General features: G+C 47.2%; 14 protein-coding genes. 11 read left to right on the forward strand and 3 right to left on the reverse strand.

Annotated features, from left to right (window positions below):
• Window positions 1–24: 24 nt before the first annotated feature.
• Window positions 25–2814: a malto-oligosyltrehalose synthase gene (treY, locus tag H6F56_RS11490; RefSeq protein ID WP_190667922.1), complete on the forward strand. Its 2790-nt coding sequence runs from the start codon at window positions 25–27 to the stop codon at window positions 2812–2814.
• Between the two features lie 232 nt (window positions 2815–3046).
• On the opposite strand, the gene H6F56_RS11495 is transcribed toward treY, so the two are convergent.
• The gene (locus H6F56_RS11495) at window positions 3047–5680 is read right to left on the reverse strand and encodes a PAS domain-containing sensor histidine kinase (protein ID WP_190667925.1); all 2634 of its coding nucleotides are present in this window, start codon (window positions 5678–5680) and stop codon (window positions 3047–3049) included.
• A 654-nt stretch (window positions 5681–6334) separates the two neighbouring features.
• On the opposite strand from H6F56_RS11495, the gene glgB reads away from it, so the two are divergent.
• From glgB to H6F56_RS11520, 5 genes are all read left to right on the forward strand, one after another.
• A complete protein-coding gene (gene glgB, locus H6F56_RS11500; RefSeq protein WP_199312732.1) occupies window positions 6335–8644 on the forward strand; it encodes a 1,4-alpha-glucan branching enzyme in 2310 nt (769 codons plus the stop codon).
• Between the two features lie 196 nt (window positions 8645–8840).
• Window positions 8841–9578, forward strand: coding sequence for a phycocyanobilin:ferredoxin oxidoreductase (locus tag H6F56_RS11505; protein ID WP_190667929.1), 738 nt, complete (start codon window positions 8841–8843; stop codon window positions 9576–9578).
• Between the two features lie 182 nt (window positions 9579–9760).
• Window positions 9761–11281 carry a biotin/lipoyl-binding protein gene (locus H6F56_RS11510; protein WP_190667932.1) on the forward strand — a complete coding sequence of 507 codons (1521 nt, stop codon included), beginning with the start codon at window positions 9761–9763 and terminating at the stop codon, window positions 11279–11281.
• Window positions 11282–11422: 141 nt separating this feature from the next.
• Complete coding sequence (devC, locus tag H6F56_RS11515; RefSeq protein ID WP_190667935.1) at window positions 11423–12571, forward strand: ABC transporter permease DevC; 1149 nt, start codon at window positions 11423–11425, stop codon at window positions 12569–12571.
• A 104-nt stretch (window positions 12572–12675) separates the two neighbouring features.
• Window positions 12676–13389: a DevA family ABC transporter ATP-binding protein gene (locus tag H6F56_RS11520; RefSeq protein ID WP_190668212.1), complete on the forward strand. Its 714-nt coding sequence runs from the start codon at window positions 12676–12678 to the stop codon at window positions 13387–13389.
• 31 nt (window positions 13390–13420) lie between these two features.
• On the opposite strand, the gene H6F56_RS11525 is transcribed toward H6F56_RS11520, so the two are convergent.
• Together H6F56_RS11525 and H6F56_RS11530 are read right to left on the reverse strand one after the other, a co-directional pair.
• Complete coding sequence (locus H6F56_RS11525; RefSeq protein ID WP_190667938.1) at window positions 13421–15178, reverse strand: ShlB/FhaC/HecB family hemolysin secretion/activation protein; 1758 nt, start codon at window positions 15176–15178, stop codon at window positions 13421–13423.
• 549 nt (window positions 15179–15727) lie between these two features.
• The gene (locus H6F56_RS11530) at window positions 15728–15865 is read right to left on the reverse strand and encodes a hypothetical protein (RefSeq protein ID WP_190667941.1); all 138 of its coding nucleotides are present in this window, start codon (window positions 15863–15865) and stop codon (window positions 15728–15730) included.
• Between the two features lie 191 nt (window positions 15866–16056).
• On the opposite strand from H6F56_RS11530, the gene glpX reads away from it, so the two are divergent.
• The 5 genes from glpX to H6F56_RS11555 all read left to right on the forward strand — a co-directional run bounded on the left by glpX (window position 16057) and on the right by H6F56_RS11555 (window position 24711).
• On the forward strand, window positions 16057–17094 hold the full coding sequence (gene glpX, locus H6F56_RS11535) for a class II fructose-bisphosphatase (protein WP_190667944.1): 1038 nt from the start codon (window positions 16057–16059) through the stop codon (window positions 17092–17094).
• 219 nt (window positions 17095–17313) lie between these two features.
• Window positions 17314–18612, forward strand: a complete 1299-nt coding sequence (locus H6F56_RS11540; RefSeq protein WP_190667946.1) for a glutamyl-tRNA reductase — start codon at window positions 17314–17316, stop codon at window positions 18610–18612.
• Between the two features lie 210 nt (window positions 18613–18822).
• Window positions 18823–22008, forward strand: a complete 3186-nt coding sequence (locus tag H6F56_RS11545) for a UPF0182 family protein (RefSeq protein WP_190667948.1) — start codon at window positions 18823–18825, stop codon at window positions 22006–22008.
• A gap of 262 nt (window positions 22009–22270) precedes the next feature.
• On the forward strand, window positions 22271–23863 hold the full coding sequence (locus tag H6F56_RS11550; RefSeq protein WP_190667951.1) for a glucose-6-phosphate isomerase: 1593 nt from the start codon (window positions 22271–22273) through the stop codon (window positions 23861–23863).
• 146 nt (window positions 23864–24009) lie between these two features.
• Complete coding sequence (locus tag H6F56_RS11555) at window positions 24010–24711, forward strand: response regulator transcription factor (protein ID WP_190667955.1); 702 nt, start codon at window positions 24010–24012, stop codon at window positions 24709–24711.
• The last annotated feature ends 44 nt before the right edge of the window (window positions 24712–24755 follow it).

The following is a 24755-nucleotide window of genomic DNA, read 5'->3' on the forward strand; positions in this document are numbered from 1 at the left end:
TTACTCAGGAGCGCTCATTTCATCATGCGAATTCCAACAACAACCTACCGAATTCAGTTTCATGCCGGCTTTAACTTTGATTCTGCTAAACAAATTGTTTCTTATTTAGCAGAATTGGGAATTTCCGATCTTTACGCTTCACCGATTTTCAAGGCAAGAGAAGGAAGCACTCATGGTTATGATGTTGTTGACCCAAATCAATTGAATCCGGAACTCGGAACTCAAGAAAACTTTGAAGCATTGGTGAAGGAAATCCAAGCACACAGCATGGGCTGGGTGCAAGATATTGTTCCCAATCACATGGCTTACGACAGCCAAAACGTGATGCTCATGGACGTGCTGGAAAATGGGGCGGATTCGGACTATTTCGATTATTTTGACATTGCCTGGAATGCTCCTTACGGTGATAACCCCGAAGGAGTCCTTGCTCCTTTATTAGGCAATTTTTATAATGAGTGTTTGGAAAATGGCGAAATTCAGCTCAACTATGATCAAACAGGCTTAAGCGTCAATTACTATAGCCTGAAATTGCCCATCCGAATAGAATCCTACGCTCGGTTTCTGACTTATCATTTAGGTAAACTCGGAAAGTCGCTTGGAAGACATCACCCGGATTTTGTTAAGCTGCTAGGGGTGCTTTATATTATCAAAAACATACCGGCAGAAGCAAAAGGCAGAGAGCGCTACGATCAGCTTACCTTTGTTAAAGCACTTCTTTGGGAACTCTACGAAAATCAACCAGAATTCAAAACTTTCGTTGACGGAAACCTCACAACTTTCAATGGAGAAGCAGGGAATCCAGAAAGTTTTAACCTTTTAGATAGTTTACTGGTCGATCAATTTTACCGGCTCTCCTTCTGGAAAGTCGGGGCAGAAGAAATGAACTACCGTCGCTTCTTCACCGTCAACGAACTGATTTCAATGCGAGTAGAAAACCCCAAAGTTTTTTACAAAACGCATTCTTTAATCACCCAACTCGTTGAAGAAGGCAAATTCACAGGCTTAAGAATTGATCATATTGACGGACTCTACGATCCAGCTCAATATCTAGAACGCCTGCGAGAGAAAGCAGGAGACAGTTACATCACCGTTGAGAAAATTTTAGAACCTCAAGAAGAACTTCCCACTAACTGGCCGATTCAGGGGACAAGCGGCTATGACTTTTTAAACTATGTCAATGGCATTTTTTGCCAAACCGAAAATGAAGAGAAATTTAGCGAGATTTATACTCGATTTACGGGCATACGAACCCCCTACGAACAGCTAGTCCTTGAGAAAAAAGCGCTGATCCTCGATAAAAACTTGGCGGGAGATGCCGATAATCTGGCAAAACTGCTGAAAAAAATAGCCGAACAATCGAGATATGGAAGAGATTTTACTGTCTATGGTCTCAAAACTGCGCTTTTAGAAGTCCTGAAAGCATTCCCGATTTATCGAACCTATATCGACTCACAAGGAATCAACGAAACCGATCGGGCCTGCATACAGGAAGTCATTGAAAAAGCCAAAGAGCAAGTGCCAATCCTGTTAAAAGAACTCAATTTTATCGAGAAGTTCTTGTCACTTGACTACGAGGATTTTCTAACCGAAGAACAAAAAGCACAGCGTTTGTACTTCGTCATGAGACTTCAACAGATGACCGGACCCTTGATGGCAAAAGGGTTTGAAGACACATTTTTATATGTGTATAGCCGGCTTCTCTCCCTCAATGAAGTCGGTGGTGCCCCTATTCACTTTGGCATCCCCCTGGAGAAATTTCACGAATTAAATCAACAGGACCAGAAAAATTGGCCGCATAAAATGAATGCCACCGCAACCCACGACACAAAACGCGGTGAAGATGTGCGAGCACGCCTCAATGTTCTCTCAGAAATCCCTGACGAATGGGAACAGCAAGTAAGAACTTGGAGCGACATGAATCGCTCTAAAAAAACGCGTGCGAAGCGGCGGATGATTCCCGATGCCAATGATGAATACTTCTTTTATCAAACCTTGGTAGGGACTTTTCCTTTTGATGGAGTTGTGGATTCCGAGTACATTGAGCGGATGAAAAACTATGTCATTAAAGCCGTCAAAGAAGCTAAAGTTCATACAGCTTGGTTAAGACCCGATAGCGAGTATGAAGCAGCATACATGGCTTTTGTTGATTCAGTTTTAGACTCAGCAAATGAGAATCAATTTATTAAGGAATTTTTGCCTTTCCAGAAGTTGGTTGCTCATTATGGAATCTTTAACTCACTCGCCCAAACCCTGCTGAAAGGAACATCCCCAGGTGTTCCAGACTTTTATCAGGGAACTGAATTTTGGGATCTGAGCCATGTAGATCCCGATAACCGGCGTCCGGTTAACTTTGAACACCGAGTATCTGTTTTGCGCGAGATTAAAGATCAAGTACAAAAAGATCCTCGAAAATTGACAGAGGACTTAATTGCTAACAAAGAAGATGGGCGGATTAAGCTGTTTTTGATCGCCCAACTCCTTGAGGCAAGAAAACAAAATCGGGAACTTTTCTTGGAAGGGGATTACCAACCTCTGGAAGTGACTGGAAAGTTTAAGGATCATATTGTCGCTTTTGCGAGAAGCTATGGTGGAAAGACGGCAATTACTATCACCCCGCGCTTTTTAACCGGCTTGATTCAACCCGATGAATATCCCCTCGGTGAACAAGTCTGGGCGGATACCCAAATTAAGCTGCCGACTGGAACTCCATCTTCATGGAAAGATGCGATTTCATCTCACTCAATTCAAGGGAATGGAAGGCTTTCAATTGGTGAAATTCTTCAACACTATCCAGTCGCTCTGTTAATTAGTTAAAGCCATCCTTAACTTCATTTGCCTACCTCAATTTTAAATTGGGGTAGGCATTAGTTTTGTTAGGGTAGAACTCACCCAACGAAACTCTTGAAAACTGTTTTAAGGATAGTATCCCATTTTTGTAAATTGATAGTGCCGGCATCTTGCCCGCTTGCCGTCAAATCAGGAAGGAATATGCTCCCACTCCCATATTTTTACAAATGCTAGATGTACCCTGTTTAAAAAAGCCGGCTCAAGCAGAAATTTTGTAAACCGCTTCAGTATCAGTCGGTAACTCCACCGTAAACCAAGTTCGGTTAGGTTCACTCTCCGCCCAAATTCTGCCGCCTAACTGCTGCACCAATTGCTTAATCAGCGCTAAACCCAAACCTGTACCCCCCTGCTTCCAAGGATCACTGCTAGCAATCCTGTAAAATTTATCAAAAATTCGACTTAAGTCATCAGCAGGAATTTGACTACCAGAATTGCTAACAATGAGTTGGGTAACATTACCCGCTAAACTTGAGGAATCGGCACCCCCATAACTACCAGAAGCTTGTTGTAATTTAACCCTAATCTCACCACCTGGAGGCGTATATTTGCAAGCATTATTCAGCAGTTCTGCCACAATTCGTTCCCAACTAGCTAAGTGAGAATGTAGGGGCAGCAAATCAGGATCAACATGAATCTGCAGCGTTTGCTGCCTATTACGCAAACGCTCCTGAAACGGTACAACCACTTGAGGAAGCCACTCCTGTAAACAAATTGTTTCCCACGTTGGTACAGCCGGCGACATCTCCAAACGTTGCAAATCTAGCAAGTCATTGATCAGATTAATTTCACGCTCGCATTCATTTTCTAAGATTTGCAAATAGCGATTAAATTTTTGGTAAAACTGCGTGAGCGCAACCTCGCCGTCGAACCCTCGCCCCTGTGCCGATTTCATGGCCAACTGCAACATACTAATTGCCATTTTCATGTTGGTCATCGGCGTTCGCAACTCATGAGAAACCGTACTGAGAAAATCATCTTTTAGCTCATTAAGCTGCCGCAGTTCTTGCATTTGCGTTTGCAGTTGCACCGTGCGCTCCTCAACTTGCCGTTCTAACTCAACGTTAAGCGTTTGAAGTCGGGTTTCTGCGGCTTTGCGTTCTGTAATATCCATTAGCGTACCCGTCACACCGGCAACCTCGCTGGCAGTAGAAAGCAAGCGTCGAGCAAACATCGCCAAAGTGCGGATACTGCCATCCTTAGCGAAATAGCGAACCTCATACCGGCAATCATCGATTTCAAAATTCAGCAAACAATGTAGCTGCATTTGACTCTCGTGCCGGTCATCTGGATGTACATAATTTAAAAAGTCAGTCCCCAGTGTTTCTGCAACCGTGTAGCCCATCACTTCTGACCACGCTGGGTTTAAAAACGTCCATCGCCCCTGCCTATTTTGTTGGAAAATAATTTCGTGAATGTTGTTAACCAGTTCCCGATATTGTTCCTCACTCGCCCTCAACGCCCTTTCCGCTCGCTGGGGTTCAGTGACATCATTCGCCAAAACAAGTTGAGTACGCCTGCCGGCAAACCTCAGAGTATGTGCAGTAATTTCTACCTCAATAATCGTTCCATCTTTCTTGCAATGCCGCCATCTGCCGGCTGCCCGCAGTCCTGTGGATAATTTAGACAGATCCTCAATCAAAGCCGGAATATCTTCAGGAGGACGAATATCCCGAATCGTCATCGCCAGAAATTCATCCTCAGAATAGCCATAGTGCTGAGTTGCCGCACAGTTGACAGCTACAAAAGCCAGCGTTTCAACATCATAAACCCACATCGGTTGCGGATTGGCTTCAAATAACAGCCGGTATCGCCTTTCCGACTCCCGCAGCACCTCCTCCATCTCCTTGCGCTCAGTGATGTCGTAAAATGCACCCAGAACCGCCTGTTCGCTATTAAAAATTACAAGCTGGAGCGAAACGACAAGCCAAAACAAAGTGCCGTTCGCCTTTTTTGCTCGAATCTCATAGTTGTAAACTGCCCCATCTTTTGTAAGAAGCTCTAATATTGCTTGGCGATCAGCGGGGTTGTCGTAAAAGTCTGGCGCTCTGTAACCGATAAACTGTTGAGTTCCAAGGGCAAACATCTGACCAAGTTGCTCATTGGCATAGAGGATGACACCATCGCTCACACGAGAAATCACAATCGGGATCGGAGCTGCTTCAGAAATGGCGCGAAACTTGGCCTCGCTATCCCGCAGCGCCTCCTCCGCCTGCTTGTACTGCGTGATATCTTGAGCCGCCCCAAAAATCCGAATCACCCGTTGATGGGTTGCATCCCACTCTGGACGGGCGTAATCTCGCAACCATCGCACTTCTGCGTGTTTGGTGATGATCCGAAAGTCTTGTGTACTGGGCTGACCACCTAACAGATTGCGGTTCCTGACGTTAACAAGAAGTAAATCATCCGGATGAATCAACTTTTCCCAGCCCTGAGGGCCAGTAAGTTCTGCCAAGGGGTAATCGGTACTCCGGGAAAAGGCTTCAGCTAACCATTCAACCGCAAATTGCCCATCAGGAGCCACACTGAGCGTATAGGCGTAGTCTGAGGTTAGCTCGGAAATCAGACGATAGCGTTCTTGGCTGGTTTGCAATTCTTGCTGAATCGTTTGCAATTCGCTCAGATTTTGTTTGAAGCTTGCTTGGGTTGCTGTTAAAGCTTCATTCGCGTGCCTCAAAGCCGTTTCTGAGTGCTGGATTAGCCAATAGAGAATCGAGGCTGTGATTGTGACATAAAAACAGCCTTTAAAGATTTGTAATTTGCTCAGGATGCCGGCGTGAGGAATGAGCGCTAATAAGATTTCATCGGAAAACCCGATCCATAAGCTTGCGATCATCACGTAGATGGCCGTAATTCTCAATGGAGTCAGTCTTGGTTTGGACGGTCTTCCTCTGTTCAAGGTGTCTTTCATGGCAACTTGCGTTCACCCATAGGCCAAAAAGGGCTTGCTGCTGATGAGACTTTATCAAATGCAGCTTTGCCCTGCCCATTCAACCAGCATATTTTTAGATGTAGCGTAAAAACCGGCCTCTGTCCGGTGAGAAATCGCTCAGCCGGCACTGTCAATGTTACCTATCAGGGTTATACGCTTCATTGCCTATAGGGCTGTGACTACGACGAGCCGGCAACCAGCGCCACCAAGCGGCTTTGATGCCAACTTCACTCTAGAGGTGTCGGGTTTTTTATCAAAGGATGGACGAATTTGTGAAGGCTTTTTGCTACCGTTTATAACAGATCGTTACTGATTGTTGAAATTTGTGTAGTATTTGGGTGCGCTGCCGGTAGCGCCTACAACCTCGCACTCCTGGTCGTACTGTCAAACTAAAAGAAGAGATGCTGCTAAGCTCAAGGATAGCTAAGCCACAAGCAACAAAGAACCCTGTCCTACACTCACAAAGGCCAGCCTTTTTACCAGCAAAATTCTCAAAGAAGACGCTGCAAATCGCGCAAACCGTTCAAAGTCAAAGCCCCTTAGCATAATAGGTAGTTTATGTCAATGACGCTTGTTGCTCCGGATCAGATTAACCGCATTGTTTGGAATCAACATCACGATCCGTTTGAAATCCTCGGCCCTCACCCCATCGAACAGGACGGCAAAATCACTCACTGGGTAGTGCGAGCCTACCTACCTTCTGCCGATGCCGCATGGGTTGTGATCCCGGAAGAACGGCAAGAATATCCCATGCAATCGGTTCACGATCCCCACTTCTTTGAGTGCACGATTGAAAGGCCGGAACTGGCCAACTACCAGTTTCGCCTCAAAGAAGGCGAGCACGAGCGCGTCATTTACGATCCCTATGCGTTTCGCTCTCCCAAGTTAACAGACTTAGATATTCATCTATTTTCCGAAGGCAATCATCACCGCATTTACGAAAAATTAGGCGCTCACCTGACAGAAGTCAACGGGGTCAAAGGCGTCTACTTTGCAGTCTGGGCACCAAATGCGCGTAACGTTTCAGTTTTGGGAGATTTTAATAACTGGGATGGACGCAAAAACCAAATGCGTAAACGCGACAACGGCATCTGGGAATTGTTTATTCCCGAATTGGGCGTTGGCAATGGCTACAAATACGAAATCAAAAATTATGATGGCCACATTTACGAAAAATCAGATCCCTACGGCTTCCAATCCGAAGCTCGGCCTAAAACTGCTTCCATCGTCGCTGACTTAGATACTTACAGCTGGAACGACGCCAGTTGGATGGAAGCGCGCCGGCATACCGAACCCCTAAGCCAGCCGATTTCCGTTTATGAATGTCATATAGGCTCTTGGTTGCACGCCTCCTCAGCAGAGCCGGCCAAACTACCTAACGGCGAAGAAGAGCCGGTGGTAGTTGTCTCAGAATTGCGTCCCGGCGCACGCTTCCTCACCTACCGCGAACTTGCTCACAAGCTGATTCCCTACGTCAAAGAACTCAACTTCACCCACATTGAACTGCTGCCGATCGCTGAACATCCCTTTGATGGTTCTTGGGGTTATCAAGTCACCGGCTACTACGCTCCCACCTCCCGCTATGGCACTCCCGAAGACTTCATGTACTTCGTCGATCAGTGCCATTACCACGGCATCGGCGTCATCGTTGACTGGGTTCCCGGCCATTTTCCCAAAGATGGTCACGGTTTAGCCTTCTTCGACGGCACTCACCTGTACGAGCACGCCGACCCCCGCAAAGGTGAACATAAAGAATGGGGCACCTTAGTTTTCAACTACAACCGCAACGAAATACGGAACTTTCTCGCCGCCAACGCCCTGTTCTGGTTTGACAAATACCATATTGACGGCATTCGGGTTGATGCCGTCGCTTCCATGCTCTACCTTGACTACTGCCGCAACCCTGGGGAATGGGTAACTAACCAGTACGGGGGACGGGAAAATATCGAAGCGGCTGACTTCTTGCGTCAGGTGAATCACCTACTGTTCAGCTACTTTCCCGGCGTCCTCTCAATTGCCGAAGAATCCACTTCATGGCCGATGGTGTCCTGGCCCACTTATGTTGGCGGCTTGGGCTTCAATTTGAAGTGGAACATGGGCTGGATGCACGATATGCTCGACTATTTCAACATGGACCCCTGGTTCCGCCAGTTCCACCAAAACAACATCACGTTCAGTATGTGGTACAACCACAGCGAAAACTTCATGCTGGCACTGTCTCACGATGAGGTTGTGCACGGTAAAAGTCCGCTGATCGGTAAAATGCCGGGAGATGAGTGGCAGAAGTTTGCCAATGTGCGCTGTCTGCTAGCCTTTATGTTCTCGCATCCCGGCAAGAAAACTCTATTTATGAGTATGGAGTTTGGCCAGTGGACTGAGTGGAATGTGTGGGGCGATTTGGATTGGCATTTGTTGCAGCACGAGTCCCACAGACAGCTCAAACAGTTCATGAGCGAACTCAACCACCTATATCGCACTGAGCCGGCCCTTTATACGCAAGATTTTGCGGAAGCAGGGTTTGAGTGGATTGATTGCAGCGACAACCGGCACAGTGTTGTCTCTTTCATCCGCCGCGCTAAAGATTCGGATGAGTTTGCCATCGTCGTGTGTAACTTCACACCTCAGCCGCACAGCCATTACCGCGTTGGTGTCCCCGAACACGGATTCTACACTGAGCTGTTTAACACTGATGCCCGCAAATATGGCGGCAGCAATATGGGCAATCTCGGCGGCAAGTGGGCGGATGAGTGGTGGAGTCACAACCGGCGCTACTCAATCGACCTGTGTTTGCCTCCCTTGGGTGTACTCGTTCTCAAGTTAGACCGGCACAAAAATCAAACGGCTTTGCAAGGAACGCTAGAGGAATAGAGGGGCATAGGGCATGGGATTAGAGGGAGAAATGCCCCATGCCCATACCTTTAGGTTGGCGAAGCCTTGCGCCTACCGTTCTTGTTGGCAAAGCCATGCCCAATCCCCCATGCCCCATGCCCAATCCCCTTTTATGAGATACACCGGCACCGTTAAGATAGAGGTTGCCGCTTAGGGTGATTTTGGAGAAATAATCGTGTCATTCACTGCAACTCCCTCGTTGCGAGAGGAACAACATCCGCTGATTCGTGATTTAGCGAATCGCATCGAGGCAATCTGGCAAAGCTATTTAGATTTGGCTCTCTATCCGATGCCTGAAGAGTTGGGGTATGTAGAAGGGCGGTTGGAGGGAGAGAAACTCACGATTGAAAATCGTTGCTATCAAACCCCCCAGTTTCGTAAGCTTCACTTGGAGTTGGCGAAGGTGGGCAGTACGCTGGATATTTTGCATTGTGTGATGTTTCCCCGCTCTAATTACCCGTTGCCGATGTTTGGCACGGATTTGGTAGGGGGGCGCGGCCAAATTAGTGCCGCGATCGCAGACCTTTCGCCGGTGAATGCCGACCGCTCTTTACCGGCAGCTTATCAAAATGCACTCACTGCATTGCCGGTTGCCCACTTTTCTCAACCTCGCGAGTTACCGGCTTGGGGGGATATCTTTTCTGATTTTTGTCTGTTTGTACGACCGGGTAGCCCGGAGGAAGATGCAACGTTTCTGGCGCGGGTTACTTCATTTCTAGAACTCCACTGTCAGCAAGCGCTTTCACAAGCCCCTGTTTCTGGGGAAGAAGAGGCCCGCGTGATTGCCGGCCAGCGCAACTACTGCACCAAGCAACAGAAAAATGACAAAACTCGCCGGGTGTTGGAAAAGGCTTTTGGCCCGGAATGGGCGGAATATTACATGACAACGGTGTTATTTGATGTCGCCCAATAACTCAGCTCGCTCGGTTGTGAATCGGGGATGTTGACCGCTGCTTCTGTGAGGGTATTCTTTAAAAGCAAGCATTTGAGAAGCTTATATATCAGCTTTCAATGAATCTGTCATCAAGACCAGGAATGAATGTTAGCTTTTATAGATGATTAGTTAGGATTCCATCACTATTTTTCACATATCTCATGGAGCAGGAATTTCGCCCGAAGGATAAACCCTTGTTAAAACCTGCGGGGTGGCGGTTGATAGCTATCATCAGTGCGGCAGCAGTTGTACTCAGCGTGGCGGGTTTCTACCATCTCTCTCAAGTTAAAGCTGCAAAGATTAAGGCAGAGGAAGCACAAACGGTTCCTGCACCTCCCAAGGCAGTGACTGCTTTAGGCCGGCTTGAACCCCAAGGAGAAGTGATTAAGCTGTCAGCACCGGCTTCCATAGAAGGAACGCGCATCAAAGAAATTCTTGTGAAACAAGGAGACAAAGTTCGCGCGGGGGATGCAGTTGCAGTTCTTGACAGCCGGGAACGCTTAGCAGCGGTTTTAGCACAAGCTGAAAAACAAGTCAAAGTGGCCGAAGCACGTCTGGCACAAGTGGAAGCCGGTGCGAAAGCAGGGGAAATAGAGGCCCAGAAGGCGACAATCGCCCGTCTAGAAGCGCAGCTACGCGGGGAAAAAGAAACTCAAGAAGCCACCATCGCCCGTCTAGAAGCGCAGCTACGCGGGGAAAAGGCAACTCAGGAAGCCACCATCACCCGGCTTAATGCTCAGCGCGAAGGCGATAACACAGTTCAAGAAGCCACGCTTGGCCGGCTTACCGCTCAGCTTAAAGGAGAAATCGCCGCTCAAGAAGCCAAAATTGACAGAATTAAGGCGCAGTTGAGCAATGCTGAATCCGAATATTCACGCTACCAACAATTGTACCGAGACGGTGCGATCGCTATCTCTTTGCTTGATAGCAAGCGTTTGACGTTTGAAACAGTTCGAGAGGAACTGATTGAGGAACAAGCAAATTTAAATAAGATTGAGGCAATCGGGCGGGAGCAATTTGTTGAACAGCAAGCCAATATCAACAAAATTGATATCACCACTCAACAGCAAATTAACGAAGCCACAGCGACACGAAGCAAGACAGTTGAAACCCTGGAAGAACAGCTCAACGAGGCTAGATCAACCAGAGATCAGACAATCTCTACTCTACAACAGCAAATCAATGAAGCTAAAGCGAATTTAGAGCGCATTTCTGAAGTGCGTCCTGTTGATGTGCGAACCGCTCAAGCAGAAGTTGAAAGCGCAGCTGCAACTGTGGCAAAAGCTCAGGCAGACTTCGACCAAGCTTTTATTAAAACTCCGACGAATGGGCAAATTTTGAAAGTTCATACTCGCCCCGGAGAAACGGTTGGCAATGATGGGATTGCTGATGTCGGTCAAACTGAGCTGATGTTTGTGGTGGCAGAAATTTATGAAAGCGATATTGAGCAAGTGAAAGTTGGTCAGCCGGCTACGATTACCAGCAGTGCGATTAATGGGGAATTGCGCGGAGCTGTGGATGAAATCGGGTTGCAAATTGGCAAAAAAGATGTTCTCGATACCGATCCGGCTGCGGATGTTGATGCGAGAGTGGTTGAGGTGAAAATTCGGCTCAATCCAGAAGATAGCAAGCGAGTAGCCGGTTTAACAAATTTACAAGTCGAAGTTAAAATTTATCTCTAATTTATTTAAATGTCAGCGAAAACTGTTGAGGCAAAGCATCCGCTGATCATGAGGCCGGTTAAAGCTAACATTTTATGCGCCAATGCTTTGCCTAAAATAAAAATGCCGATTCCTTACATTTTAGTTTCCAGCCCTTAAATTATGAAAATTCCTTTAGCTTGGTTGCAACTTACCCGTGAAAAAATGCGCTTACTTGTGGCATTAGCGGGAATTGGATTTGCTGACATCTTAATGTTTATGCAGCTTGGATTTCGGGATGCACTTTTTGATAGTTCCGTGCGGGTACACAGCAATTTAGATGGAGACATTTTTTTAGTTAGCCCCCAGTCTACGACATTAACGGCCATGAAAAGCTTTCCTCAACGGCGTTTATATCAAACGCTCGCTTTTGAAGGGGTGGAATCAGTCAAGCCGGTATATTTAGACTTCGCGTTGTGGAAAAACCCTGTGGATCGCAGCACGCGGGGCATTTTCGTACTTGCCTTCGATCCAGATGATTCTGTATTTAATTTACCAGGAGTCGTAGATAATATTAACCAAGTTAAACTCACAGATAAGGTTTTATTTGATGCCGCTTCTCGTGATGAATTTGGGCCGGTTGCTGAAAAATTCAATCAGGGCGAATCCGTCACAACCGAAGTGGGAGGACGGCGAGTTGAGGTCAGAGGATTATTTGAAATGGGGGCATCTTTTGGAGCGAATGGGAATATTTTAACCAGTGATTTAAATTTTTTACGAATGTTCCCTAATAGAAAAAAGGGAATAATTGATGTCGGAATTGTTAAATTAAAACCGGCAGCCGATGTTGAGGATGTTCTTAAACAAATGAAAACCTATTTGCCGGCTGATGTGAGATATTTCTCAAAACAAGAATTTATGGCTTGGGAAAAAAAATATTGGCAAACAAGCACAACTATTGGGTTTATTTTCTCTTTGGGGACTGCAATGGGATTTATTGTCGGGATTGTAATTGTTTATCAAATTCTTTATACAGATGTTTCTGACCACTTGGCGGAGTATGCAACTCTCAAGGCAATGGGGTATAAAGACATTTACTTTTTAATTGTGGTTTTTCAAGAAGCGTTAATTCTGGCAATTTTAGGTTATATTCCTGGTTGCGCTGTGGCGATAGGCTTGTATAATTTAACTAAAAATGCAACCAGTTTACCGATGATCATGACACTTGCCAGAGCCACGACCGTGCTGATTCTGACAATGGTGATGTGTTCTGTTTCGGGTGCGATTGCTGTCCGTAAGCTGAATGCGGCTGACCCCGCTGATATTTTTTAAGTGATTTTGTTGAGGTTATATGTTAGAAAACAAGCAAATTTCATAAAAAACATTTGGACAAGAAAGCTAACTTTTTGTTTTTTTAATACTTAAATAATAAAATGATGACTCAAGAACCCGTTGTTAGCATTAAAAACCTGAATCATTATTTCGGTCAAGGGTCACTAAAAAAACAGGTTTTATATGATATTAGCCTAGAAATATATCCGGGAGAAATTGTTCTAATGACCGGCCCTTCGGGGTCGGGAAAAACGACGTTGCTAACATTACTGGGTGGATTACGATCAGCTCAAGAGGGCAGCCTGAAAGTATTTGGACAAGAACTTTGTGGTGCCGGCAAAAACAAGCTTGTGCAAGTCCGGCGAGATATTGGCTATATTTTCCAAGCTCACAACTTACTGAAATCTTTAACTGCACTCCAAAATGTGCAAATGTCCCTGGATTTACATCCAGAGATTCCTCAGCAAGAGATGAAAGTTCAAGCAATGGCGATGTTAGAAGCAGTTGGATTAAAAGAGCGAGTCAATTATTACCCAGAAAACCTCTCAGGAGGGCAAAAGCAACGGGTTGCTATAGCGCGGGCTTTAGTGAGTCATCCGAAATTAATCTTAGCAGATGAACCCACTGCAGCTTTAGACAGTAAATCCGGTCGAGATGTCGTAGAAATTATGCAAAAGTTAGCCAAAGAACAGGGCAGCACGATTTTACTGGTTACTCACGACAACCGGATTTTAGACATTGCTGATCGCATCGTTCACATGGAAGATGGATATTTAGCAAAAGATGCAGCAGCGCAGACTGCCGGCGCTCCTGCTTAAAGAAAAGTTGTATCTTCCTCCGTTTTTTAAGCTAAAAAGGTGAGGTCACGATGGAGAAATATAACCCATTTTCCTGCCATGTTCTGTTACTTGAATTAATATCAACTAACGGAATACCGTAGTCTATACGTGCGGTGAGGCGATTAGCAAATTGGAACCGTAAACCCAAGCCGGCAGAAACCAGCGTATTCGGATCAGGTGCCTCTCTGCCAGAGCTATTCCAAGTTGTACCAATATCAATAAATGGGGCAACTTGCAAAACTCCTTGCTGGTTCGGTAAACGATAAATGGGAATGCGAATTTCTGCGGAAGCAAAAGCGCCGTTATCGCTCAGTAACGCATCCTGTCGGTAACCGCGAACACTTTCGATACCGCCTAAGCCAAATTGTTCTAACGGTAAAAGTGCCCTAGATGCCATTTGGACATCACCGCGCACTAACAGCAACGTATCTGGCGCGAACTGTCTCAACCACTGCGCCTGTCCTCGCCACGCAAAGAACCTGCTGTCGGGAGGTTCTTCGTTGACGGTTGCTCTCTCGCCGATTCCTAAACTAAATTGAGAACGTGCAGCGAAGACTTGCTGAGCATCCCGCTGTGTCCAGTCCTGAAAAAAGCGAATCGCATTAATTCGGGTTTGTCCTTGCTCGTTGGCACCTGGAGAAAGCGGAAAGGGCACATTTAGCAGCGTTGTATCACTTTCTTGCCGGTTTGCGCTTAAACCCAGAGCAAATTCTCGCGTCGGAGTGAGAATTAAAGGCTGGCGCACACTAACCTCATAGTTGCGCGATCTCGCCTCGATATCGACTTGATCAAACGGAGGCTCGATAATATTGCTACTGCTTCGGCTATAGGCAAAAGTAACCGCGCCATTACGAGCATTGAAGGGTAAAGTATAGCTGCCATCAAACGCATTACTACCATCTGTATTGGTATAAGCTAAATTGAGACCATCTCCCAGCCCCAGCACATTACCTTCGTTTAAGTTTATTTGGCGTCGGAAACTTCCGACACTTGGAGTTCGGCCATTATCAAACGTAAGCTGATGACTGAAAGAATTTGCCTCCGTCACCGTTACATCTAGCAAGCTGCTACCGGCACGCGAACCGGCAGAAAGTTCGGCAGACACCGTTGCAATCAGAGGATTGAGTTGCAACAGTTGCAGGGATTCTAGCAGTTTGTTGACATTCAGGGGCCTGCGAGTAGCAATGCCGATGCGGCTGCGAATATAATCGTCGTTCAGGCGGTTAGTGCCGGCTACATTAATATCTTCTAATTCCCCTTCAACGATTTGGATGATGACGACACCTCCATCCAAAGTTTGCGGCGGAATTAGCGCCCCAGAGGTGATAAATCCTTCGTCGGTGTAAAGTTTAGTGATAGCAGAACGTGCTTGCAGCAGTTCCGCAAAGGTGAGCGCACGTCCGGTTAATTCCAACTCATCTAGTACCTGGCGTAACCTTTCATCACTGAATGCTGTATTGCCCTCAAACTCAAAGCGTTCCACCTGAATATTTCCAGGAACGTTATCTGGAACCAGTTGTTGGGGGGGTGCCGGCGTGGTGGGAGGCTGTAATAATTCTTCTGGGGGTGGCAGCAGTTCCGGGGTTGGTAGCGGTGTGGGTTCTTGCGGACGAGGAAGTGGCAACGGAACTTGAGGAGGATCAACCGGCTGCGCGAGTAGCTCCCCAGCAGTCAAGACAAAGTAGAAAGAAAAAGCAAAAAAGCAACAATAAAGAAGATTATACGCTTTGATTTCGCTTTTTATAGGATTGTTTTGTTTCAATGGCATTGGGTGAAACCTTTGGTCAGGAGCGTCTCAAAAATATATTGGCCTATTGAGTCCGCTTAACGGAAATTTTCGACACAAAATGTCAGCTAATCTTTACAAAAGTGAGACGCACCCCAAGCAGCCCTGTGCTACTGGCGAATGAATAGCTATCTAGTTTAATACAAATTTAAATTCCTTTAACTTGGTGCTGCCGGCAGAAAATGCAGTTTCTTCGGGATAGCATAACAGTAAACTCGTAAACAGCCGACAGCTTTTCCAAATATCAAAGTGCCGGTGCAGCGCTTATTAGGCGAAGGCCAGAGTCCATTAACAGATTATTATTTTGTTTAAGAAGTTTTTTTTCCTTGAGCGTTGAAGGCTCCAGAACGTCTTGGCTATGTCTAAATTTAAAAAGCTTTAGCAAAGATAAATTATTGAATCCCGGAGTTATCCCAAATTCAGTTTACCCAAACTCTTACTTGCGGACAGAGAAACTCTGTTGATGCTAGGATGAGCAGTCGCGTATCAAAACCGGCTTGACTGCGACACCGGCATCAATGCCACCGCCAATCACAACCGACCACAATCCGCACGCAACACACCGAAAGGCCCACCGACACTCAACAGCGCCGAAGTTGGCCCAGGATTAATCTGTGCCGGTCTGTCCAGTGTCTCATCGCAACTCAAACCGGCAGTTCTTGTAACCATAAAGGCTGTCCTGACTATCTAGCCTCTCAAGATAAATGAGCCAATTTCAGCCATAGCCGACACATAGCAGCAAAACTTAACACAAACAGAACAGCGAGACTTCGCCCTTCGGTAGCCGCGCTCTGATAGACTTTAACACTTGAGTAGGCTTATGAAACGACGCAAAATCAGCAGTTGGGAGGATAGTATTCGTGGAAAATACGCTCGGTCTAGAAATTATTGAAGTTGTTGAGCAAGCTGCGATCGCATCCGCCCGGTGGATGGGGAAAGGCGAGAAAAACATCGCTGACCAAGTGGCTGTAGAAGCCATGCGGGAACGGATGAACAAAATTTATATGCGAGGCCGGATCGTGATTGGCGAAGGGGAACGCGATGAAGCCCCCATGCTCTATATCGGCGAAGAAGTCGGCATTTGTACCCGCGAGGATGCTAAAGCTTATTGCAACCCCGATGAACTGATAGAGATCGACATCGCGGTTGACCCCTGCGAAGGTACTAACCTCGTTGCATACGGTCAAAACGGTTCAATGGCAGTGCTCGCCATTGCCGAAAAAGGTGGGCTGTTCGCCGCACCCGACTTCTATATGCGGAAGCTAGCCGCACCGGCAGCCGCTAAAGGCAAGGTCGATATTCGCAAGTCTGCAACCGAAAACCTCAAGATTATTGCCGAGTGCTTGCAGCGCACGGTTGAAGAACTCGTGGTCGTGGTCATGGATCGTCCCCGTCATAAAGACCTGATTAAAGAAATTCGTGACGCTGGGGCACGGGTACGCTTAATCAGCGACGGTGACGTGTCAGCGGCTCTATGCTGCGCGTTTTCTGGCACCAATATCCACGCCCTCATGGGCATCGGCGCAGCTCCTGAAGGCGTAATTTCAGCAGCAGCCATGCGCTGCTTGGGCGGGCACTTCCAAGGTCAATTGATCTACGATCCAGAAGTAGTGCAAACCGGCTTGATTGGTGAAAGCCGAGAAGGGAACCTCGCTCGCTTGAAAGAAATGGGCATTACAGACCCCGACAAGATTTATGATGCTCACGAACTCGCCTCTGGGCAAACCGTGCTGTTTGCTGCTTGCGGCATCACCCCCGGAACCCTGATGGAAGGCGTTCGCTTCTTTCACGGTGGAGCGCGGACTCAATCTCTGGTCATTTCTAGCCAATCCAAGACGGCTCGGTTTGTTGACACCATCCATATGTGGGAAGACACACAGAGGCTGCAATTGAAATAGTCACCTTGTAGGGCATGGGGGATTGGGCATAGGGCATAGGGCATGGGGGATTGGGCATAGGAATAGCTAGGTGGTGATTTAGTAGTTTCCACTGCCTCTTCCCTTATCTATCGTGAGATATTCAGGCTCGTCCCATTCCCAATGCCCCATTCCCAATGCCCCATTCCCTAGCCCCTCTTCCCCATTAGCAATTAGCCATTAGCAATTAACCATTAGCAAATGAATATTGCAGTTGTAGGTCTTAGTCACAAAACAGCCTCGGTAGAAGTTCGGGAAAAACTGAGCATTCCAGAACCTCAAATTGAATCAGCCATCGCGGCTTTAAAGTCATATCCGCATATTGAAGAAATTGCCATCCTCAGCACTTGCAACCGTTTAGAAATTTATTTGGTAACAAGTGAAACTGAGCAGGGTGTGCGGGAAGTTACGCAATTTTTGTCAGAACACAGTAAGCTTCCTCTGCACCACCTACGCCAGCATTTATTCATTTTGTTGCACCAAGATTCGGTGATGCACTTGATGCGCGTAGCAGCCGGTCTTGATAGTCTGGTTTTGGGAGAAGGGCAAATTTTGGCTCAAGTCAAAAACACCCACAAACTCGGCCAGCAATACGACGGCATCGGGCGCATTCTCAACCGGCTCTTTAAGCAAGCACTCACAGCCGGCAAGCGAGTTCGCACAGAAACCAGCATCGGCACAGGTGCAGTTTCCATCAGTTCAGCGGCAGTTGAGCTAGCTCAGATGAAAGTCCAGAATTTAGCAGCTTGTCGGGTGGCGATTGTCGGTGCCGGCAAAATGTCTAAACTTTTGGTACAACATCTGGTATCAAAAGGAGCCGCTCAAATTTCAATTCTCAACCGTTCCTTGCGACGATCTGAAGAATTAGCCAGTCAGTTCCCAGACGCGCAAATACAGTTGCACCTGCTGTCAGAAATGATGCCGGTGATCGCCCAATCAGATATCGTTTTCACCAGCACATCCGCCACAGAACCACTGCTGGATCGTGCAAAACTAGAAGCATTCTTGGTTCCAAACCAGCCTTTAATGCTATTCGATATTTCCGTTCCTCGCAACGTCCATGTGGATGTGAACGAACTAGATCACGTTCAAGCATTTAATGTCGATGACTTGAAAGCCGTTGTGGCTCAAAATCAAGAAAGTCGCAGAAAAATGGCGATGGAAGCGGAAGGATTACTAGAAGAAGAAGTAGAAGCCTTTGATGTTTGGTGGCGCTCACTCGAAACCGTCCCCACCATCAACAGCCTACGGGAAAAAATCGAAACCATCCGCGAACAAGAGTTAGAAAAAGCCCTCTCACGTCTGGGTTCAGAATTTGCTGAAAGACATCAAGAAGTGATAGAAGCCATGACACGAGGCATTGTCAATAAAATTCTGCACGATCCAATGGTGCAGTTACGCGCGCAGCAAGACATTGAGGCGAGACGGCACGCAATGGAAACCTTGCGGATGCTGTTCAACCTAGAGACAGAAAGTCGCTCAAGCGAACAATATAGCTGATCCGATTTTAGATTTTGGATTTTGGATTTTAGGTCGCGATCAGTTAGTGATTATTGGTAAGCACTCAAACGTCAAAGATAACTGACAACGCAACAGGCGAGCGCAAGCCGGTAAAAAAAAGTGGAAATCGATACGGATCAACTCGCATCATTCCGCCACATGGCTGACAAATCACGGCCTACAATTTAAAATCTAAAATCTAAAATTGTTATGTTAGTTTGGTTGAGAAAACGGCGTTTTCAATTAATTAGCTTGGTGATAGGACTATGGCTAACTGTGGAGTTTGCCACCTACATTACAGCAGAAAGTTTTTGGTTTCAAGAAACTGGGTATTTAGAAGAGTTTTGGTTGCGGCAGCTAACCCGTGCAGGACTATGGTTAGTGGCGCTGTTCATCACAACCGGCTTTCTGATCGGAAATTTGGTACTCACCAGCCGGTTCAAACATCCCCAAAAAACAGAAGTTCAGAGGAGTCGAGAAGCAAATGCTCCCCTCTTCTTCTCATCCCCCCCGCTTCCCCTTTCTCCCTCACGGCTCACCTTGCCTTGGCTGCTGCCGATAGTCTTTGCCTTGGGATTGTTAATCGGGGCGCTCCTGCTTCAGTATGGCTTAGTAGCAGCTAGTTACTGGAATTGGAGCGCCGGCTTGCTTGGGGTGTCTCGCGCTCAATACTCTCAGTTGCAGCCAGAGGCGCTTTCCCAGGTGTTGCGACAACTCCCCTACCAACCCTGGCAACTACTCGGTGTTGCCGGCGTAGCGCTTGCCGTGGTACTCGTCCCTCAGTTGCTGTGGGCGAGCGCACTTCTGATGAGTTTAGGCTTTGGTTGGATACTCTCTAACAACTGGGCCAAATTTTTGCAGTTTATCTACGCCACCCCTTTTAACAATAGCGATCCCCTATTCGGTCACAATATCAGTTTCTATGTGTTTAGGCTGCCGGTGTGGGAACTGCTAGAATTTTGGCTTTTTGGGCTATTTTTTTACGCCTTACTGTCAGTTTCCCTGGTTTATTTACTTTCAGGTAACAGTCTTTCGGAAGGGCGGTTTCTAGGCTTTTCGCAACAGCAGCAGCGTCACCTGCACGGGTTAGGGGGATGCTTAATATTGCTTGTTGCTCTCAGCTATTGGCTGTCGCGCTATCGTTTGCTCTATTCAACCAGTGGCGTTACTTATGGAGCCGGTTATACCGATGTGAAGGTACTGCTGCCGGCTTATGGATTGCTGAGCTTCCTTGCTTTGCTACTCTCTATTTATCTGCTGGCGCGGACAATTTTTTGGCCTAGCGTGGCTAAGAAAAAGACAGAAACGAGAAAGCAAATACCAAGATTACCTAATTCTCAATTCTTACCTCGCACTTCCCGCTCTCCCTCACTCAATCAATACAGCCGCATACCCTATCCTCGCCCATTTCTGTTTGCCTTGGGACTTTATCTGATATTGGTCGTAGTAACCAATATTGCTCTCCCCCCAGCAGTTCAGCGCGTGCTCGTTCAACCCAACGAACTGGGACGGGAGCGTCCCTATATCCAGCACAGCATTAACTTTACTCGCCGAGCGTTCGATCTGACGAATATCGAAGTTATAACCTTCGATCCAGAAGGGAAGCTCACTTACGCAGACATTCAAGCAAACGATCTAACTATTCGTAATATCCGCGTTTGGGATCAGCGTCCGTTGTTGCAAACCAATCGGCAATTACAGCAAATCCGACTGTACTATAAGTTTCCAGATGCCGATATTGACCGCTATACGCTGAAAGCAGATCCCAACCGTAGCAAAGGCATCCCGCCGGCAGAATCGCAGAAGCGGGCGGACACAGGACAAGACAACCAAAGAGCTCAAGAAACACAGAGACAACCCATCGCCGATAGCGAAGAAACAGAAAAACGACAGGTGCTATTGGCAGCGCGGGAGTTAGACTACACAGCCGTTCCCCAGCAGGCTCAGACTTGGCTGAATAAACATCTGATTTACACGCACGGTTACGGCTTTACCCTGTCGCCGGTGAATACTGTTGGCCCTGGTGGGTTGCCAGACTACTTCGTTAAAGATATCGGAGTCGGAGAAACCACGCTACGCACCTCTAGCGAAAGAATTCGCGCCAGTATCCCCATCGCCAAACCCCGCATCTACTACGGCGAAATCACCGATACTTACGTGATGGCACCCACCAAAGTTAAGGAACTCGATTATCCGAGCGGGGATGATAATGTTTACAACACTTATGATGGTGCCGGTGGAGTGCCAATTGGTTCTTGGTGGCGTCGATTGTTGTTTGCCAAGTATCTCAACAACTGGCAGATGATGTTAACTCAAAACTTTACGCCCCAAACAAAGGTACTGTTTCGCCGCAATATTAATCGCAGGGTGCGGATGCTTGCGCCGTTTCTGCGCTATGACAAAGACCCGTATCTGGTCGTCGCCAAAGGCAATCTCGACAACAATCGTGCCGGCACCTCTTCTGCTGCTACAGCAGGCACCTCCCAGGAAAACTACCTGTACTGGATTATTGATGCCTATACAACCAGTGATCGTTATCCTTATTCAGATCCGGGTCGGTATGAATTTAACTATATTCGCAACTCCGTCAAAGTAGTCATTGATGCCTACACCGGCAGCGTCAACTTCTTCATTGCTGATCCCCAAGACCCCATTATTAAAACCTGGAATAGCATCTTTCCCAAAATGTTCAGACCGCTTAGCGAGATGCCGACTTCCCTTCGCAGTCATATCCGCTATCCCGTAGATTTTTTCGACATCCAATCTGAACAGTTGCTCAACTACCACATGACAGACTCCCAGGTGTTCTACAACCGGGAAGACCAGTGGCAAGTCCCTAATGAGATTTACGGCAACGAAACGCAGCCGGTGGAACCCTACTACCTGATTATGAAGTTGCCAACCGCCGAATTTTCAGAATTTATTCTGCTTAACCCCTTCACACCCACCAGCCGTAACAACCTCATCGCATGGCTAGCCGGTCGCTCAGACGGCCAAAATTACGGCAAACTGTTGCTCTACCAGTTCCCAAAACAGCGACTCGTCTATGGCCCAGAGCAACTTGAAGCCCGGATTAACCAAGATCCAGCCATCTCTCAGCAAATATCGCTTTGGAACCGTCAGGGTTCACGAGCTATTCAGGGAAATCTTTTAGTAATTCCGATTGAACAATCTCTGCTCTATGTTGAACCCCTCTACCTTGAAGCGGAGCAAAATAGCCTGCCCACGTTAGTCCGCGTGATTGTGGCTTACGAAAATAGAATCGCAATGGCAGAAACCGTTGAGCAGGCACTGGAAGCGATTTTTAAGGGTGAAAAAGCCACAACGCCGGTTATTCTCTCCCCCGGAGACGAAGTAACCCCACAACTGGGAACGCCTCTTACACCTCAACAGTGAGGGAAGTCCTGAGTCCTGAGTGGGCATGGAAGTGAAACAGATGGGGTTCCCACCTATTTACTCCAGAACTCTTGTGAGGATGGTTTGTTCTGTTGCCTTGGCTGACATGGCATTATTTCCCTGCCTTCCGGTTATTTCTCACTATATTTAGTTTTGGCTAATTGTCCGAGTATTAGAAGCAGATGTTCGTGTTGCGTCGTTTCCTCTTGACTTGGATCGGTAAACTTGTGAGTGTTGAAAACAACATTACTTGAGATTTGTTATGGATGCGAGTAAAGCACTCTGGCAACGCTATCAGCATTGGCTCTACTACCACGAAGGCTTAGAATTTTACGTTGATGTCAGTCGGATGCGATTTGATGACGCTTTTGTTGAGGCAAGACGGGCACAGTTTGAAAAGGCGTTTAAGAATATGGCGGATCTGGAAGGGGGGGCAATCGCTAACCCGGACGAAAACCGCATGGTGGGCCACTACTGGCTGCGAGATCCTGACTTAGCACCGGCACCGGAACTCAAGCAAGAAATTGTCGAAACCTTAGAGCAAATCGAAGCGTTTACTCAAAAAATCCACAGCGGCAGCATCCACCCTCCCGACGCCCCCAAGTTTACGGATGTGCTTTCAATTGGCATTGGGGGTTCTGCCCTTGGCCCGGAATTTGTGGCTGCAGCCCTGGCCCCAGATGTACCGCCAATGGCCATTCATTTTATCGACAATACCGATCCTGCCGGCATTGACAGTTTACTCACTCAAATCCAAGACCGGCTACCCACGACTTTAGTTTTGGTGATCTCCAAATCTGGGGGAACGCCTGACACTCGCAATGGCATGATTGAGGTGCAAAAAGCCTTTGCCAACCGGCAGCTTAACTTTGCCAAACACGCCGTCGCCATCACCGGCCACGACAGCACTTTAGACAAGTTAGCCAAGTCTGAAGGGTGGTTAACCACTTTCCCTATGCACGACTGGGTGGGAGGGCGAACCTCTGAATTGTCAGCCGTTGGGCTGCTACCAGCGGCTCTACAGGGCATTGATATCCATGCCATGCTGGCTGGGGCTAAGGAAATGGACGCTGCCACCAGAAAGCCTCAAATTAAGGGAAATCCAGCGGCTCTGTTAGCCCTATCTTGGTACTATGCCGGCAACGGAAAGGGCGAAAAAGACATGGTTGTGCTGCCCTATAAGGACAGTCTGCTCCTGTTCAGCCGGTATCTGCAACAGCTGGTTATGGAATCGCTAGGTAAAGAAAAAGACCTGGATGGTAACATTGTTCATCAAGGCATTGCAGTCTATGGCAACAAAGGCTCAACCGATCAACACGCTTATGTGCAGCAACTACGCGATGGGGTGCCAAATTTCTTCCTTACGTTTATTGAGGTCTTAGAAGACCGGCAAGGCCCATCACCAGAAGTAGAACCGGGCATCACATCGGGAGACTATCTGTGTGGCTTCCTTTTGGGCACCCGGCAAGCGCTTTACGAAAATCAGCGTGATTCAATTACCGTGACGATTCCTCAGGTAAATCCCCGCACAGTTGGTGCCTTAATTGCCCTGTACGAACGAGCCGTGAGTTTGTATGGGTTTCTGGTGAATGTTAATGCCTATCACCAACCGGGCGTAGAAGCCGGTAAAAAAGCCGCTGCAGTCATCCTCGATCTGCAGAAACGCGTATTACAAGTGCTGCAAACTGAAAGTCAACCCCTTTCCCTAGAAGCCATAGCCGACAAAGCCAATGCACCTGACCAGATCGAGGCGATTTACAAAATCCTACGCCATCTAGCGGCTAACGACCGGCAAGGCGTCAAATTGCATGGCACTCTTGGCGAACCCGCTAGTTTAAAGGTAGTTGTGACTTAGGACAGGTGTTTATTCCGCTACAGTTGACCTAGTCTAGAAGTGGAAACTCGGCTTTTTTAGATTTTGGATTTTGGATTTTGGATCAACCAAAAATTCAAAATCCAAAATTTAAAATCTAAAATCCTTATGTTTGCTGTCTGCGCCCCATGCCCTTGACAATTCTTGTTGTTGATGACGATCCAGGTACTCGTCTGGCCATCAGCCATTACCTTGAGATGTCTGGCTACTCAGTGATCACAGCTGAGAATGGTCAAGAAGCCTTGAAAATGGTTGATGAATACCAGCCGCATTTGATGGTGACAGACATCATCATGCCTCGGATGGATGGCTATCAACTGGTACGGCAAGTCCGCCAAAGGCCGGCTTTTCGCTTGTTGCCAGTTATTTTCTTAACCGCTCGTACCAATACCGAGGAACGAATTCGCGGCTACCAATTAGGGTGTGACATTTATTTGCCAAAACCCTTTGAATTGGATGAGTTGGGAGCAGTTATTCGCAATCTCTTGGAGCGATCACAGTTAATTCAATCTGAGTGGCGGTTCTCTTATCCAGATACCTTGCGCTCTCCAAATGGTTCGGTGCTGCCATCGCACCTCCCTCAAGCCGAGGCATCTGAGGCTAAGCCAATCCCCGCAACTGATAGCGAGCCGGTGCTTCCTCTCACCCAAAGAGAACAAGAAGTTTTGGATTTACTAACGGTTGGTCTTTCTAACGTTCAAATTGGCGAGTGTCTCCACCTCAGTCCCCGCACTGTGGAAAAGTACGTTAGCAGTCTTCTGAGAAAAACCTCAACCAGTAACCGAGCAGAACTGGTTCGTTTTGCAATGGAGCATCATTTAGTAAAGTAGCTAAGGGCTAATGGTTAATTGCTAATTGCCATCAATTATGAACA

It is taken from the genome of Microcoleus sp. FACHB-672, assembly GCF_014695725.1.
Taxonomy (GTDB): domain Bacteria; phylum Cyanobacteriota; class Cyanobacteriia; order Cyanobacteriales; family Oscillatoriaceae; genus FACHB-68.

Coding starts and splice junctions, on each gene's coding strand:
- glgB (WP_199312732.1), top strand. CDS start 6,335: ATGTCAATGACGCTTGTTGCTCCGGATCAGATTAACCGCATTGTTTGG.
- H6F56_RS11550 (WP_190667951.1), top strand. CDS start 22,271: ATGGATGCGAGTAAAGCACTCTGGCAACGCTATCAGCATTGGCTCTAC.
- H6F56_RS11525 (WP_190667938.1), bottom strand. CDS start 15,178: ATGCCATTGAAACAAAACAATCCTATAAAAAGCGAAATCAAAGCGTAT.
- H6F56_RS11545 (WP_190667948.1), top strand. CDS start 18,823: ATGTTAGTTTGGTTGAGAAAACGGCGTTTTCAATTAATTAGCTTGGTG.
- H6F56_RS11510 (WP_190667932.1), top strand. CDS start 9,761: ATGGAGCAGGAATTTCGCCCGAAGGATAAACCCTTGTTAAAACCTGCG.
- H6F56_RS11495 (WP_190667925.1), bottom strand. CDS start 5,680: ATGATCGCAAGCTTATGGATCGGGTTTTCCGATGAAATCTTATTAGCG.
- devC (WP_190667935.1), top strand. CDS start 11,423: ATGAAAATTCCTTTAGCTTGGTTGCAACTTACCCGTGAAAAAATGCGC.
- treY (WP_190667922.1), top strand. CDS start 25: ATGCGAATTCCAACAACAACCTACCGAATTCAGTTTCATGCCGGCTTT.
- H6F56_RS11530 (WP_190667941.1), bottom strand. CDS start 15,865: ATGGTTACAAGAACTGCCGGTTTGAGTTGCGATGAGACACTGGACAGA.
- H6F56_RS11555 (WP_190667955.1), top strand. CDS start 24,010: ATGCCCTTGACAATTCTTGTTGTTGATGACGATCCAGGTACTCGTCTG.
- H6F56_RS11540 (WP_190667946.1), top strand. CDS start 17,314: ATGAATATTGCAGTTGTAGGTCTTAGTCACAAAACAGCCTCGGTAGAA.
- H6F56_RS11520 (WP_190668212.1), top strand. CDS start 12,676: ATGACTCAAGAACCCGTTGTTAGCATTAAAAACCTGAATCATTATTTC.